Genomic DNA, 15464 nt, shown 5'->3' with positions numbered 1-15464 from the left:
TTTCGGGGTTTTTTGTGTTTTTCAATGTTGATAACAGCAAATTCGTCCGGCTTTCCGGGTTATTTTGTACGACATTTTCCGGAAATATTTTTCTTTATTTTTGAATCGGATAAATTTGTCCGTTTTAAAACTTCTTGTTACATTTGTTCCTCAAAATCATCTTATGAAAGATGCAGGAAAAATAGGAATCTTCGGGACATTGTGTGTGCTTTTCTTGGGCTATAGTTTTTATCTGTACCACCTCGGCACGGACTCTACGGTGGAGGCAGGAGCATCTGCAGACCATGGAAAAAAAGTGTGGCAGGACAAAAACTGTATTGCCTGTCATCAGATTTATGGATTGGGCGGCTATCTGGGTCCGGATCTCACCAATACCTATTCTGAAAAAGGAGCGGATTATATCAAAGCATTTCTACGGTCAGGTACCCGGGTGATGCCGGACTTTCAGCTGTCCGAAAATGAAATGGAACATCTGATCCGTTACCTGCAGCACATAGATCAATCCGGAACCGGAAGGCCTCACCAACTCAAAATATATCATGATGGAACCATTGGTCAGCCGGAATCCGCCGGCAAATAAATTCTTCCTTTTCGCCCTGTTTCTTCTGGGCAGTACATTGATTTTCGGACTTACCGGTGCTTTACAGTATGTGGTTCCGGGTTTGCTGAAAGCGCAACTTTCCTTTGAAAAAGTGCGGCCATTGCATGTTACCTCTGCCGTATTCTGGATTATTTTTTCGGCTATGGGTGCAGTATATGCTTATCTGCCCCAGCGCAATGGCAAAAGAATATTCTCGGTAAGGTTAATGAACATTCAGTTTTATCTTTTCGCTGCCACCATTCTCGTCGTACTGGCAACCTATGTTCTGGGGATTTTCGGGGGCCGTGAATATTGGGAGTTTCATCCCTTTCTGGCCATTCCTGTGGGACTGAGCTGGATTTTTTTCATGATCAATGTGTTCCGCTCCGTCGGGAGTTTCAGAAAACTGCCCGTCTATATGTGGATGTGGATGACGGGAGCTGCGTTTTTCCTTTTCACCTTTGTGGAATCATATCTTTGGCTCATCCCTTATTTCCGGTCAGATATTGTGCATGATATGACCATACAGTGGAAGTCTTACGGCTCCATGGTGGGTTGCTGGAATCAGCTTATTTATGGCAGCAGCATCTACCTAATGGACAAAATAAGCGGTCACGAAAAATACAGCTATTCCCGCATCGGTTTTGCGCTGTATTTCCTGGGGTTATTCAATCTGATGTTCAACTGGGGACATCATATTTATACCTTGCCCACACCCCAATTTGTGCAATACATTAGCTACGGAGTAAGCATGACGGAGCTGATACTTTTAGGAAGAATTATATGGCTGTGGAAGTCGTCTTTAACCACTGCAAGGAAGCACTACCACCTCTTTTCTTACCGTTTTCTGCTGGCGGCTGATGTGTGGATTCTTCTCACTCTGGTGGTCGCCATCATGATGTCTGTGCCTGCTATTAACGCTTATACGCACGGAACCCATATTACAGTGGCTCATACCATGGGGGCTACCATAGGCATTAATTCCTTTCTGATTCTCGCGTTTATGTTTGATCTGTTTCCCCTAAAAAACAGAATCTCGGCCAGCAGGTTTAATTTTGCATTTTATGCGGTGAATATTTCGCTGTTGGTGTTCTGGATTGCTTTGCTCACGGCGGGAGTGCTGAAAGCCATCTGGCAGATGCATCATCCCGACATTCCTTTTGCCGTAATGATGAGCACCCTGAAACCTGCTTTCCTGATTTTTCTGGCCGGTGGTGTGGGCGTGGCCGCAGCGTTGGGCATCATCATCCGGAAAATCGTCAGGTATCACCGGGCAGAGGAGGATTTTTCCTGAATGTGTATCTTTGTCCAAAAGAGTACTATGTCACAAAATAAAACACAGCCCACTGCTGTTTCTGTTGAGGATTTCGTGCGGGAGTCAGATCCCCGGAAGACCGATGATTCCTTTCAGCTTATCCGCATCATGGAGCGGCTCAGTGGTGAGCCGGCTACCATGTGGGGCCCGTCCATTATTGGCTTTGGCAGCTATCACTACAAATATGCCAGCGGCCGCGAGGGCACCATGTGCAAAATTGGTTTTTCGCCCGGTAAATCTGCTTTTTCGCTCTACGTGTTACATTGCGACAGTGAGGTGGAAGAAGCTCTGATCTCACGTCTGGGCAAAATCAAAATGGGGCAGGGGGCCTGCATCTATTTCAAAAAACTCTCGGATTTGGATCTCAGTGTTCTGGAGGAGCTCATCAGCCATTCCCTGGCAGAAACTGCCCGCAAGTATCCGGATTAGAGATTTGATTTCAAGGTGTAGGGGGATAAAGCGTTCATGATTATTCATGTTCGTTTTCGAATATCATTCCACTTTCCTGGTTCATTTTCAATCTCTCTTCGGGGCTCATTCTTTTCCTCAGCACTTTTGAGGTGTAGGCACCTCTCACGATGTCCTTATCAAAAAACATCCAATCGGTGATATCCTGAAACCGTATTTCTATGGTATCTCCCAACCGTACTTCCTGTGTGGAGATGGGATTATTGTCTACCGTAACCATCTTGCCAATAAAAGTTTTCGTAGCCTGTTCCTTTAGTCTTTATCCATTTGTAGGAATGTGATTTTAGTTCTTCCAACAGTTTCATCAGGGCTATCTTTTTGGAAAGCATACAGAGAATGTGGATATGGTCGGTGTAGCCGCCTACCTTGATAACCGTGTATTCGAGTTTATTGCAAATACCACCGAGATAGGCGTGCAGTTCTGCCTCTATAGGTGAATGTATCAGCGGCGCACGATGTTTGGTGCTGAATACGAGGTGTATGTAATTTTTTACGAGCGACTGTCCCATATGTTTTTGTATTCCGCCCCTTCGGGGCTTGTTCTTTCGATGGGTATCACCCATCGTTAGCATATCTCGCCCCAGCGGGGCTTTTTTCAGATGATGATTTCATTTTAGCGGGGGGCGTTACCGCCTCATCCTTTCAGGGCTGCCATCGTACAGCCCTGAAAGGGCAGTATTCACTAACATAGGGTGTAGCCCTATGAAGTGGCAACGCCACGAAACCAAGCCCTGAAAGGGCGATATACTTCTGTGTTATCATGCCAGAAACGCTTTATCAGTAGCCATTCCGCAAAATGCAAGCAATCTGTCAGTACAAAATTGGTATGACCCAACACCCATACAAGAATACAAATTTCTTCCCGGTGAACCATTGACCAAATAACTTTGTGAAGTTGGATTTATTTCACATAGCAAATAGTTGTTTTATACTTCTTTATCCGTTTTCAAACGACTACAAACGGTATTAAATGTTTTTCTACCGACTATTTTTCTCCGGTTGTTGAACCTTTGCAGCAGAGATTTGAGAAAAACAGTGCGTCTCGGATCTGAGTCTAACATTTAAATTTTAAAGTCATGTCATTAAGAAACAGAGTGACCCTGATAGGGCACACAGGAAAAGAAGTAGAAGTTTTCAATTTCGAAAACGGAGGAATGAAAGCAAGCGTTACGCTGGCCACCAATGATTTCTACACCAACGCCAAAGGCGAGAAAGTAGAGGAGACCCAATGGCACACCTTGGTGGCGTTTGGTAAAACCGCAGAGATCATGCAGAAGTACGTGCAAAAAGGTAAGGAAATCGCCGTAGAAGGCAAGCTGACCTACCGCAGCTATGAAAAGGACGGTCAGAAACTTTACCTTACAGAAATCCGGGTAGATGAACTGGTGCTCCTGGGCAGCAAGTAAATAAATCCCGCAGCCGGCGTGCAAAACTGCCGCCGGCTGTGGTTTTTAAACAATAATTAAAGGATGGTTAAGAATTGATAAGGGGTATTCCCAAATATGTATCACGCCGTGGTTCCATCAGCATCTGTCCGGGTTTCAAAAGCTGAATCCCTTTACCTTTGCCAGTTCATGGATGGATTTTTCAATGGCTTTTCCCAAATCATCGCCGGTGTTTTCGCCGCGTTTTTTCAGCTCTGAGTCCATGTACGCCTGACGCTGCAATGCCAGATCTGCAATGTCTTTCTGGATTTTGCTTCGTTCACGGGATTTGGTTTCTATAATTTTGGCGATTTCTTCTTTGGATTTACCCTTCATTTCTGCAGGAATATCTTCCGCTTTCATCTGCTGAATATAATTTTTATCACGCTCCACTTTGTCCACCAGATCCCAGGAATCTGCCCGGTAGGCCTCCTTTTTCGATTTTGAGATGGACCGCTCCACCGCATTGGCGCGGGAGTAGGAAGCGGCGTTTGCATCTTCACGGTGCTGGGACATTTTCTTCATTTCGCCCATTCTGCCGTAGCTCACATAGGTGTCATTCAGTTTACTGTTCAGCTCAGAAATGCGGATGTCATACGGCGTTTCTATAAAAATCACTTTGCGGTCAGAATCAATATTGAAATATTGGCCGCCACCCCGTTGGGCACCGTCTTGCCAGTGGGTTTCAATCCCTTCCCGGCGGTTGCCGCAGAAAATGGTGTTGACGAAAATCTGCTGTTCCCGGGCCGCAGAAATGGCGGTTTTGTAATTCACGCCTTCCTGGTTAAAGGCCTCGTTGCCGGCAATGTAGATGAGTTTCATTGCTTTGCTGTTGCCGTTCCAGTCCAGCGCAGATACGGCATCTTTGATTACAGCACCGCAATATTCGGTTCCACCGTTGGTGCGCAGGGAGAACAGTTTTTCTGAAATCAGATCCAGATCCTGCGTGAGCGGTGTCACTTTGCGTACCCAGTGTTTCTGATCCAGCCCGTCATTGCCATATTCATAGAGGGCAATTTCAATTCGGGGTGTTTTTCCTTCAAATTTCAGTGTGGAAAGCGTATTGACAATATTCCATAAGCGGGATTTTGCCTGTTCTATAAGGCCGTCCATGGAGTTGGAAGTATCCAGTAACAATGCTACCTGTACGGTGTTTTCGGACAATTCTGCCGGTAATTTCTCGCTCTGAAGTGGTGTGGTCGCAAGTGAAACAGTTTCCCGCACAGCTGCGGAATCTGAATTTTTCTCCGGAAGAATGCCGGTAAATGCAAATGAGGCAATGCCTGCTGCAATCAGGCTGCTGTGGATGAGGATTTTCGTTTTCATATCAGTTGATTTTAGATGAGTGTAAAGTTAAGGTCATCACCGGTGCGATTTTGGTAAACTTGGTGAACAGGCATTTTCACCGGCTGAATGGTCTTTATGGTTGGATGGATATATTTTTCAGTTCGCCCGCGGGAGTCAGAATGAAGTATTGTTTGTCTGATTTGGACTCCTTTTTCCGAATCACAGATATTTTTACTTCATATAAAACCTGAATAACGGGTTCCAGAACCACAGGATTGACTACAAAATCAAACTCCTTGGCCAGAACCGGCTGGTAAAAAAGGGTAGTGGTTTTGGTTTCAGTATTTACATTTGAAGGCCGGGTGAGCTGCAGTGAGTTGCTTTGATAAGCCTGATAGGATTTATACATCTCGGTGGGAAGAAAAACCTGATACTGCTCGCTGAAAGACCGGTCTTCACTACTGAAACTTTTTCCGGTAAGAAGTTCTGCATTTTTCAGTTTTTCCAGCACCAGAGCGGCAGCCCGGCTGGCCAGGTTCTTTTTAATCTGCTCCAGTTCTGCTGCATAATAATCAACTTTAACCAGATCATATATTTCATTATCGGCCATTTTTTCTACGAATTCATCCATCAGAAGCGGATTGGTAAATTTAATATGGATGTTTTTCTTCAGCTCAAATCCTGCGGGGATCTCATTATAGGTTTTTCTGCTGAAGATTTTCTTCTGCACTTCAAATTCGTAGGTGGGAACAAATGAAATCATGTCCACATAGGTCTGCACTCCGGGTTTATTCTTAAGGGTTTCCAGCGCTTTTCCTATCCGCTCGTTAATGAGCCGGTTGGCTTCTTCCTGGGTTTTTGCGGCCTGGGTCACACTGAATACCGCCACGTAAGCATCTGCTTTTACATTGGCCATTCCTTTTACCGATATCAGGATTTCATTCTGATTGGGATGGGGCGTATTCAGTACATTACCGGCAGGAACGGGTGGTGAACTGTAGTTTGCATTGCCTTTGTAATTGATGTTGCCCGATATCTGGGCAGCAAAGCTTCCCGTAAAACCTAAGAACGTGAGGATGATTAATGAGTTTTTCATGAAATTTATTGGATTAATGGTACAAACCTATGATTTAAAGACGCCTGTACCCGGCACAACTTGGTGAATCACGGGCTTCACTGGGTGAATGAAGCGTGTGCGGACCGGATATAGTTATATATTTGCTTTGTGAAAAGTTTAAAGTTGTTCTACAGCACCCTGCTGATTTTTTTCTCTGCTCAGGTCTTTGCCCAAAGTAAGGGCGAGGTGCGCACCATAGAGGAAGTGGCGGTAAATCTGGAAAAAGCCCTCAAAAGTAAAAATGAACAGGCAGAGGCTGCCGCATACGTGGAGCTGGGCGATTTGTATATAAACCGCAATGACTATGCACGCAGTGAAAACTATTACCTGAAAGCCAGAGTTCTGTATGAACGCCTGAAAAATCCTGAACAAAGTGCCGTTATTTCCAGGAAACTTGGCGTACTGAAAGAAAAGCAGCGGGATAATGAGGCAGCCGCAAGCTATTATTCAAAGGCAGCGGAGGCAAGTCGCAAGGATGCCAGCACAGAATTGAATCTGAATGATGCCAAAAGGGTAAGCAGTAAATCTGTGAGCAAAAAGAAAAGTGTCGTCGCCCAGAATATGCAGATCAATGCAGAACGGAAAAACAACAATGAACTGGCGCAGGATTACCAGAATATGGCCGAAATTAATGTGCAGCAGAATAATATCCCTGAGGCTACAAAAAATCTGGAAACTGCCTACGACCTGAGCAAAAAAGAAGCCCCGGAAAAAGCGCTTGAAATCAATAAAAAAACCGTAGATCTGCTGGTAGATCAGAATGATTTTTCACAAGCTATTGAAAAGAAAAAAGAAGTCCTGGAGGAGGATTTTATTCAGCAGAACAGCCTCCGGAAGGTGACGCAGTTACAGGAACTGGCAGATGTCTATCTGAAAAGCAATGACCAGGCGCAGGCAGCAGAGATGTTCAGAAAATCCTATGAACTGGCACTCGCCGAAAACCATACCCGCCAGGCCCACCGCAGCCTCATGAAACTGGATTCCCTGTACACAGCAAATGGCGATACCGGTTTGTCATTGTCGCTGTACCGGGATTTTCTCTCGGCATTACCGCAGATTCTGGAAAAAGACAGCACGCTGGTAAACGCACAGACCATGAAGAATATAGAGGAAAGGATTGCCCGGCTGGAAAATGAAAAATTGTTGCAGCAGGAACTTCTGCAAAGACGCAATCTCATCAATTACCTTCTGATTGCCGGACTTTTGCTGGCCTTCGGTTTCATTGTGTATGCATTACTCACCCAGAACAAACTTCGCCGGCAAAATAAAAAAATCGAGTTGCAATCCCTGCGGCGCGAAATGAATCCTCACTTTATCTTCAATAGTTTAAATTCTGTCAATCAGTTTATTGCAGAAAATAACGAACTGGAGGCCAATGCTTACCTGACCAAATTTTCCAAACTCATGCGCGGCGTGATGGAAAATTCCAAGAACGATTTCATTCCGCTTAGCCGGGAATTGACTTTGCTTACCAACTATCTGGATCTGGAAAAAAGCAGATTTCAGGATAAGTTTGATTATCAGATTTCGGTAGATCCGGAACTGGTTACCGGAGAAATAATGATTCCGGGAATGCTGATTCAGCCTTTTCTGGAAAATGCGGTGTGGCACGGCCTGCGCTACCGTAGCGACTCCGGATATTTGAATGTACATATTTCTAACGGAGACCATATTTTAACCATTACCATAGAGGACAACGGCATCGGCATCGGTAAAAGTACGGAGCAGAAAACTGACCATCAGAAGCAGCACAACGGCCGCGGTATGAAAAATACCCTGGAGCGCATTCAGTTGCTGAATGACCTGTATCACCGGAATATTTCGTGTGATGTAACTGATAAACAAGACGGAGACGGGGTTTTGGTCACCTTAAAAATGAAATACGGAAAATCATGAAAATTAAAGCCATTATAGTAGATGATGAACTCACGGCCAGAAAAGTGTTGCGCAATTATGTGGGGAAGTACTGTCCGCAAGTGGAGATTCTGGGTGAAGCAGAAAACATAAAAGAAGCGGTTCCGCTCATTGCAGACGTCCGGCCGGATCTGGTATTTTTGGATGTGGAAATGCCCTACGGCAATGCGTTTGATGTGCTGGAAGCTACCAGGGATTTTCAGTACGAAACAATATTCATCACTGCATTTTCAGAATATTCGCTGAAAGCACTGAACCTCAGCGCATCCTACTACATTTTAAAACCTATTGATATTCAGGAGCTTATTACTGCTGTGAATAAAGTATCCGAAACGCTGCAGAGCAAAGAAGAGCTGAACCGCAACCGCATTTTGCTGGACAATCTGAAGCAGAAACCCGAGAAACAACAAATCATTCTGCCTACCGTTCAGGGATTTGACGTGGTAAAGATTGACGATATCATGCGCCTGCAGGCAGATGGAAATTTTACCCACCTTTTTCTTCAGGATGGCTCAAAAAAAATGGTCTGTCGGTTTCTGAAATATTTTGATGAGTTGCTGGATTATCCGCTCATCCGGGTGCACCGCTCGCACATCATCAACAGCCGATTTGTGCAGTCTTATCACAAAAATGGAGAAATCGTACTCACAGACGGTACCGAAATTGAAGTTTCAGCCAGTTATAAGGAAGCTTTTCTGAAGCTGTTTTAAACTTTAAGCATAATTCCCGTCTATTTCCGTATTTTTGCAGGGTCAATACTAATTTCAGAAGCCTTCTATCAGGCCATAAAATAAATACAATGAAGCCAAGCTTAGCAAAAGGTACCCGCGATTTTAGCGCCGGTGAAGTGGTGAACAGAAGATATATTATCAGTATTTTACAGAAAAATTTTGAACTCTTCGGATTTCAACCGCTCGAAACACCGAGTTTTGAAAACCTTTCTACCCTTACCGGAAAATACGGTGAAGAGGGAGACCGTCTGATCTTTAAAATCCTTAATTCCGGAGATTATGCTGCCAAGGCGAATGATGAAGACTGGAGAGCAAAAAATTCTCAGAAACTCATTGCCCAGATTACCGAGAAAGCATTGAGATATGATCTTACCGTCCCTTTCGCAAGATTCGTATCCATGAATCACGGACAGATGGTTTTTCCCTACAAACGCTATCAGATTCAGCCGGTATGGCGTGCAGATCGCCCTCAGAAAGGACGTTTCCGGGAATTTTATCAGTGTGATGCAGATGTGGTGGGCTCCCGCAGCCTTTGGCAGGAAGTAGAACTGGTGCAGCTTTATTTGCGTTCTTTTTCTGAGCTGAAAGTTCCGGTAACCATACACCTCAATAACCGCAAAATCCTCTCGGGACTGGCAGAGTATGCCGGAATTGCAGATCAGCTGATTGATTTTACAGTAGCCCTGGATAAACTGGATAAAATAGGTAAAGACGGCGTGGTAAAGGAAATGCAGCAAAAAGGAATCAGCAGTGAATCCATTTTGAAACTGGATTTTTTATTCAGCCAGAGCAATGATCCGCTGGAAAATTTACAGCTCCTGAAAGAAAAATTTGTGGGCAACGAGACCGGTAAGAAGGGGGTGGAAGAACTGGAGTTTGTCCTGAAAAACGCTCTGGAAATGGGCGTCACTTCAGAGCAACTGAAATTTGACATCACCCTCGCACGGGGGCTGGATTATTACACCGGAGCGATTTTTGAGGTGAAGGCCAATGGCGTGGAAATGGGATCCATAGGTGGCGGCGGCAGATACGATAATCTGACCGAGGTTTTCGGCGTAAAAGATGTTCCCGGCATCGGGATTTCATTCGGGCTGGACCGGATTTATCTGGTGATGGAAGAACTGGGACTTTTTGCAGACCAGCCGCAGCATGCGGTACAGTTTCTCTTTGCCAATTATGGTGAACGTGAAGCGCTGGAAGCCCTGAAAGTCATTGCCCGGTTGCGGGACAAAGGCATCCCGGCAGAGTTATATCCGGAAAATGCTAAATTGAAAAAACAGTTTAGTTATGCAGAAAAAAAAGGGATTCCGAATTTGATTTTTTATGGTGAACAAGAAATTACCCAAGAGAAAATAACATTGAAAAACCTGAAAGATGGTGAGCAACAAACCATAGATCTTCAAACTTTTCTAAGCATTAATCTCTGAATCTATAGGGGTAATGTTTACCAAGGCCACTTGCAATAGGAAATATTTGCCCTGTTGTTCGGTAGAAATCTTGATATCCACTCATTATTTTTTATAGATGTACATATTGGCCACAAAAAAACCGCTTCCTTTCAGAAACGGTTGTTATCTTTTGCCTGGAAAGACTACGGATTGTTTTTCACGTCTTCGGCAGTATTTTCTGCTTTATTGGCGAATTCTGAAGCTTTGTTCTGCACCTGGGAAGCCACATCGTTGGCTTTGTTTTTCAGGTCAGTACCCAGTTTTTCCAGATTATCTTTTGCTGTATTAAGTTTATCCTTAATGGCTTGTTTTTCTTCGGGAGTAGATTTTTTGTATTTCCAGAAAGCCAGTGCGCCAAGCCCCAACAGTGCCAGTAATCCATTTCTTTTAGTGCTCATAGTTTTAAATATTTAGTGATTAATTGATTACCCAATTCACTGTAAAATCTATGCCAAAAAACTGCTGTCACCTTGTAAAATTATGTTAAAAACTTTCAGAATATAAGGGTGATGCGGAACGGTGCTTACCGGAATACCTCCATTTTAGAACCATCATAGGCAGCAAAAACCATCTTCGGATGGCTGTCGCGGTAAAATATATTTCCTTCTTTGTCAATTGCTATGGCGCCGGCAAATCCGTCAAATTCTGCCAATTCGGCAAAAGTCCTGTCGAAAGCATGCGCCAGTGACATACCGTCTGTCACCCTTGTCACAATTTTTGTGGCCGTAGCATTGCTTACAATATCTTCGCCCACACCTGTACAGCTAACGGCACAATCTGCATTGGCATAATTTCCGGCTACTGTGGCAGAATCAGAAATTCTGCCTACTATTTCAAAACCTTTTCCTCCGGTAGAAGTTGCTGCGGCCAGATTCCCTGCAGCGTCCAGAGCCACACAACCCACGGTTCCTTTGCCACCGTTGTTCAGTTTCTCCAGATATTCTGTACGCCGCTGTTCAATTTCCGGTGAGTAGTTCTCAAAACCATGTTCCTGCGCATAAATTTTTGCCCCTTCATCTCCCAATACACGGTCTTCTTCTTTCATCAGTACCTGAGCAATCTGTATAGGGTTCTGCACATCCTGAATATTGATCACACCACTGAATTTCTGAGTGGTACCATCCATCAGCGCAGCACTCATCCGGATTTTTCCGTCGCTCTGAATCTGCGATCCGGTGCCGGCATTAAACAGCGGGTCGTCTTCCAACAGTGAAACTGCAAAGACAACGGTTTCTGCAGCGGTATGATTTTTCAGATATTCAAAGGATTTGAGGGCAATGACCTGCAAAGCATTTTGCTTTGCGGTTTTGGTCTCGTGAGACTGGCTGCTTTCGGAAAAAAAACCGCCGTGAATGATGATTTTCATACAAAAATATTTTGAACAGAGGTACCGGTTAATTTTTTACATCAGGTACCGATGGTACAGGACTGTACTGAGAATTTTCTATGGTAAGTTCCTTTGTTTTCAAATTAAAACAATCATTAACAGACATTACATGTACCGTAAGGTTGTCAATTGAAATGGGTTCTCCCAGATGAATATTGGTCAGGTTGGTATCTTTGATAAAGCGTCCGTCTACCAGAATCACCAGTCCGGAACCCACGGCGGTCATCTCGTCTCCGTGAATATAAAGTCCGGTGTCTTCACCCAGCCCGATGCCCAGGGTCCGCGGATTGTTTACCACGGCCTGAAACAGACGTCCAATGCGGCCCCGCTGCACGAAATGAGTGTCTACAATCACATTATCTATAAATCCAAGACCTTGTGTGGTTTTGATTTCGCCTTTCAGCAAAGCTTCACTGCTGGATCCCTGATAAATCATGTTTTCTGAAGCCGCCGCTGCCCCGGCAGAAGTCCCGGAATAAACAAAGTCTGTTTCCTGATATTTCAGAAGTATGGTATCGTGAAAACGTGTGCCACCCAGAATAGAGGTGAGGCGCAACTGGTCTCCGCCGGTGAACATGACCACATCTGCGCTATGAGCCCGGGCCACCATGGCGTCAGAATTGGCCTGCTCCCGGTTCTGGATATCTAATATATTGACATTTTTTGCGCCCAGAAATTCAAAAGCCCGTTTATACTCCGGGCCAACAATCTGAGGAATCTGGGATGCCGTGGTGATGACTTCTATTACCGAGTCTTCTTTATGTTTACTCTCCGTGATGATTTTGCGTAAAATTCCGCGCTCAAAAAAGTTCAGATTTTTCTCTATATTTTGGTCGTAATCTGTCTCAGAGAAGCTCCCTTTATTCACAGCACCACCAATAATCATTAATTTTCCTACTGGTCTCATACCATGCAAATTTAAAAAAATATTTTACCGAAGTGCCTTTTGGGCTCGTTTTTATGAATATTTTGTATGAATATTCCGGTTTTCTGACAGTTTAAATAAAGCGGATTGACGAAAAGCTCCTTCTAAATCCCTGATTGATGAAAAAAACACAAGTGAACTGTTTTATTTTAAAGGATTTCATTTATCTTTGGATAAAGAAGTACAAAAACAGATAATCAAAAAGATACATTTCGGAATATGAAAATAGAAAAATTACAGGCTTTACGCGGACCCAATATCTGGAGCATTCGCCGTAAAAAGTTAATTCAGATGCGCTTGAATCTGGAAGAATTGGAGGAATATCCTACCAATAAAATTCCGGGATTTCGGGAACGTATTGAAAGGCTGATGCCTTCACTGTACTCACACCGTTGCTCTGAAGGTCACGAAGGAGGCTTTTTTGAGAGGTTGGAGCATGGCACATGGATGGGGCACGTCATCGAACACATTGCACTGGAAATACAAACACTTGCCGGTATGGACACCGGTTTCGGACGTACCCGGGAGACCAAAACGCCTGGTGTGTATAATGTGGTGTTCAGCTATATTGAAGAAAGTGCAGGGGTATTTGCGGCAGAAGAAGCGGTAAAGATTGCGGAAGCTCTTATAGAAGAAAAACCCTATGATCTGGAAGCCTGTATTCAGTCTCTGAAGGAAATACGAGAGAAAGTAAGACTAGGACCTTCTACCGGCAGCATTGTGGAAGAGGCGGTCTCGAGAAAAATTCCATGGATACGCCTTGGCAAAAATTCACTGGTGCAGTTAGGCTATGGCGTAAATCAGCACAGATTTCAGGCTACCATAACCGGAAAAACAAGTTCTATTGCAGTAGATATCGCCTGTAACAAGGAAATAACCAAAAAAATGCTGGAAGATTCTGCCATTCCCGTGCCCTCCGGTGATATTGCGGTAGATCAGACAGATCTGCGACGCATTATAGACCGCATTGGCTTCCCTGTTGTTCTGAAACCACTGAGCGGAAATCACGGCCGGGGTCAGTCCATTAATGTACGGGACTGGGACACAGCAGTGGAAGGCCTGGAACATGCGCAGAAAGTATCCCATAAAGTCATTGTGGAAAAATACATTACAGGTTTTGATTTCCGGATTTTAGTCATTAACCATAAGATGGTAGCGGCAGCCCGCCGTGTGCCTGCCCATGTTGTAGGAGATGGGGAAATGAACATTGAACAACTCATTGCCAGAGAAAATGAAGATCCGCGAAGAGGCTATGGTCATGAAAATGTACTGACGGAAATTCTGGTGGATAAAGATACCTCCGAACTGCTGAAGAAACTGGGCTACACCCTGGATACCATTCCACAAAAGGGAGAAGTGGTGTATCTGAAATCTACCGCCAATCTTTCTACGGGCGGCACTTCTATTGATGTAACCGATATGGTACATCCGGAGAACGTGACCATGTGTGAAAGGATTTCTAAAATTATAGGACTGGATGTGTGCGGCATCGATATTATGGCTGAAAACTTGACCCAGCCCCTGAAGGAAAGCGGTGGCGCCATTCTGGAAGTCAATGCGGCTCCCGGATTCAGAATGCACCTGGCGCCGAGTGAAGGACTGCCCAGAAATGTGGCCGCACCGGTGGTAGATATGCTCTATCCTCACGGAAAACCCTTCACCATCCCCATTATTGCTGTGACCGGCACCAATGGAAAAACCACCACCACCAGACTCATTTCCCACATTGTGAAAAACAACGGTTATCGTGTGGGCTTTACCACATCAGACGGGATCTATATTCAAAATACCATGCTTACCAAAGGAGATACCACCGGTCCACTCTCTGCTGAGTTTATTTTAAAAGATCCTACCGTAGAATTTGCTGTGCTGGAGACCGCCCGAGGCGGAATTTTGAGAGCCGGACTGGGATATGGACAATGTGATATCGGTGTGCTGACCAACATTAAAGAAGACCATCTGGGTCTGAATGATATTCATAACCTGAAAGACCTGACCCGTGTAAAAAGGGTGGTGTTGGACAGTGTAAAGCAGGACGGCTGGTGTGTGCTGAATGCCGATGATGAATATTCAATGAAAATTCTGAATACGCTGGATCCTAAAGTGGCCATCTTCAGTATGGACGAGCAAAATCCGCACATCCGGAAATTTGCAAAGGAAGGGAAAACCACCTGTGTGTACGAGGAAGGTTTCATCACCATCAAAAAAGGGGACTGGAAAATCCGTATCGCTAAGGTGAACAATATCCCGATTACCATGGAAGGTAAGGCCAGATTCATGATATCCAATGTGCTGGCCGCCAGTCTGGCCACCTATCTGTATGGTTTTGCCATAGAAGATATTGCCAACTCTCTTCGGACGTTTATTCCGAGTGCACAACTGACGCCTGGCCGACTGAATATTTTCAATTTCAAAAACTTCAAGGTGATGATTGACTTTGCGCATAATGCTGCAGGTTATGAGGCCATAGAAGATTTCCTGGCCAATGTGGACAGTCCGAAAAAAATTGGAATTATCTCCGGCGTAGGAGACCGGCGGGATGAAGACATTAGGGAATGCGGCAAAATTGCCGGCCGGATGTTTGACCACATCATCATCCGCAATGAAAAACACCTGCGTGGCAGAACCGAGGAGGAAATTAATGGTCTGGTGATATCGGGGATTCACGATTCCGATAAAAATCCGAGTTTTGAAATCATTCCGAAAGAAACAGAAGCCTTGAAACACGCCATGAGCCTTGCCGAGGAAGGAACCTTCATCACTGCCCTGAGTGATGTTATTTCCAATGCAATCGAATTGGTACAGGAATATCAGCATAAAGAAATTCTGGAAGAAGGCATGCAAATGTAGTTTCCACGTATATATAAT

Annotated in this window: 15 protein-coding genes; 8 read left to right on the top strand and 7 right to left on the bottom strand. The window is 44.6% G+C overall.

Annotated features, from left to right (window positions below; genetic code table 11):
- Window positions 1–163 precede the first annotated feature (163 nt).
- The 3 genes from LKO26_RS03175 to LKO26_RS03165 are packed head-to-tail and all read left to right on the top strand — an operon-like array spanning window position 164 to window position 2324.
- Window positions 164–580 carry a c-type cytochrome gene (locus LKO26_RS03175; RefSeq protein ID WP_227586388.1) on the top strand — a complete coding sequence of 139 codons (417 nt, stop codon included), beginning with the start codon at window positions 164–166 and terminating at the stop codon, window positions 578–580.
- Window positions 540–1874: a cbb3-type cytochrome c oxidase subunit I gene (locus tag LKO26_RS03170; protein WP_227586387.1), complete on the top strand. Its 1335-nt coding sequence runs from the start codon at window positions 540–542 to the stop codon at window positions 1872–1874. The genes LKO26_RS03175 and LKO26_RS03170 overlap by 41 nt, the downstream gene beginning before the upstream one ends.
- Before the next feature lie 27 nt (window positions 1875–1901).
- Window positions 1902–2324: a DUF1801 domain-containing protein gene (locus LKO26_RS03165; protein WP_227586386.1), complete on the top strand. Its 423-nt coding sequence runs from the start codon at window positions 1902–1904 to the stop codon at window positions 2322–2324.
- A gap of 40 nt (window positions 2325–2364) precedes the next feature.
- Here the strand turns inward: LKO26_RS03165 and LKO26_RS03160 are convergent, their stop codons facing one another.
- Both LKO26_RS03160 and LKO26_RS12795 read right to left on the bottom strand, forming a co-directional pair.
- Complete coding sequence (locus LKO26_RS03160) at window positions 2365–2583, bottom strand: DUF2314 domain-containing protein (RefSeq protein ID WP_227586385.1); 219 nt, start codon at window positions 2581–2583, stop codon at window positions 2365–2367.
- A complete protein-coding gene (locus LKO26_RS12795) occupies window positions 2564–2872 on the bottom strand; it encodes a transposase (protein WP_227586464.1) in 309 nt (102 codons plus the stop codon). Before LKO26_RS12795 ends, LKO26_RS03160 begins: the two co-directional genes overlap by 20 nt.
- Window positions 2873–3439: 567 nt before the next feature.
- On the opposite strand from LKO26_RS12795, the gene LKO26_RS03150 reads away from it, so the two are divergent.
- On the top strand, window positions 3440–3769 hold the full coding sequence (locus tag LKO26_RS03150; protein ID WP_227586271.1) for a single-stranded DNA-binding protein: 330 nt from the start codon (window positions 3440–3442) through the stop codon (window positions 3767–3769).
- A 135-nt stretch (window positions 3770–3904) separates the two neighbouring features.
- On the opposite strand, the gene LKO26_RS03145 is transcribed toward LKO26_RS03150, so the two are convergent.
- Both LKO26_RS03145 and LKO26_RS03140 read right to left on the bottom strand, forming a co-directional pair.
- Window positions 3905–5113 carry a vWA domain-containing protein gene (locus tag LKO26_RS03145; protein WP_227586384.1) on the bottom strand — a complete coding sequence of 403 codons (1209 nt, stop codon included), beginning with the start codon at window positions 5111–5113 and terminating at the stop codon, window positions 3905–3907.
- A 94-nt stretch (window positions 5114–5207) separates the two neighbouring features.
- Window positions 5208–6170, bottom strand: a complete 963-nt coding sequence (locus LKO26_RS03140) for an SIMPL domain-containing protein (RefSeq protein ID WP_227586383.1) — start codon at window positions 6168–6170, stop codon at window positions 5208–5210.
- Window positions 6171–6299: 129 nt separating this feature from the next.
- Here LKO26_RS03140 and LKO26_RS03135 point away from each other — a divergent pair, with 129 nt between their 5' ends.
- From LKO26_RS03135 to hisS, 3 genes are all read left to right on the top strand, one after another.
- On the top strand, window positions 6300–8087 hold the full coding sequence (locus LKO26_RS03135) for a histidine kinase (protein ID WP_227586382.1): 1788 nt from the start codon (window positions 6300–6302) through the stop codon (window positions 8085–8087).
- Window positions 8084–8815 (top strand): LytR/AlgR family response regulator transcription factor, encoded by a 732-nt coding sequence (locus LKO26_RS03130; protein ID WP_227586381.1) that lies wholly within the window; start codon window positions 8084–8086, stop codon window positions 8813–8815. The genes LKO26_RS03135 and LKO26_RS03130 overlap by 4 nt, the downstream gene beginning before the upstream one ends.
- 89 nt (window positions 8816–8904) lie before the next feature.
- Window positions 8905–10263, top strand: a complete 1359-nt coding sequence (gene hisS / locus LKO26_RS03125; RefSeq protein WP_227586380.1) for a histidine--tRNA ligase — start codon at window positions 8905–8907, stop codon at window positions 10261–10263.
- 164 nt (window positions 10264–10427) lie between these two features.
- Here hisS and LKO26_RS03120 read toward each other — a convergent pair whose 3' ends face one another.
- The 3 genes from LKO26_RS03120 to LKO26_RS03110 form a co-directional block, all read right to left on the bottom strand.
- The gene (locus tag LKO26_RS03120; protein ID WP_227586379.1) at window positions 10428–10682 is read right to left on the bottom strand and encodes a YtxH domain-containing protein; all 255 of its coding nucleotides are present in this window, start codon (window positions 10680–10682) and stop codon (window positions 10428–10430) included.
- Between the two features lie 125 nt (window positions 10683–10807).
- On the bottom strand, window positions 10808–11650 hold the full coding sequence (locus LKO26_RS03115; RefSeq protein WP_227586378.1) for an isoaspartyl peptidase/L-asparaginase: 843 nt from the start codon (window positions 11648–11650) through the stop codon (window positions 10808–10810).
- A gap of 28 nt (window positions 11651–11678) precedes the next feature.
- Window positions 11679–12578 carry a cyanophycinase gene (locus LKO26_RS03110; protein WP_227586377.1) on the bottom strand — a complete coding sequence of 300 codons (900 nt, stop codon included), beginning with the start codon at window positions 12576–12578 and terminating at the stop codon, window positions 11679–11681.
- A gap of 237 nt (window positions 12579–12815) precedes the next feature.
- Here LKO26_RS03110 and cphA point away from each other — a divergent pair, with 237 nt between their 5' ends.
- Complete coding sequence (gene cphA, locus LKO26_RS03105; protein WP_227586376.1) at window positions 12816–15446, top strand: cyanophycin synthetase; 2631 nt, start codon at window positions 12816–12818, stop codon at window positions 15444–15446.
- The last annotated feature ends 18 nt before the right edge of the window (window positions 15447–15464 follow it).

It is taken from the genome of Chryseobacterium sp. MFBS3-17 (assembly GCF_020687745.1).
Taxonomy (GTDB): domain Bacteria; phylum Bacteroidota; class Bacteroidia; order Flavobacteriales; family Weeksellaceae; genus Marnyiella.
This window is presented reverse-complemented; position numbering and strand designations above follow the sequence as displayed.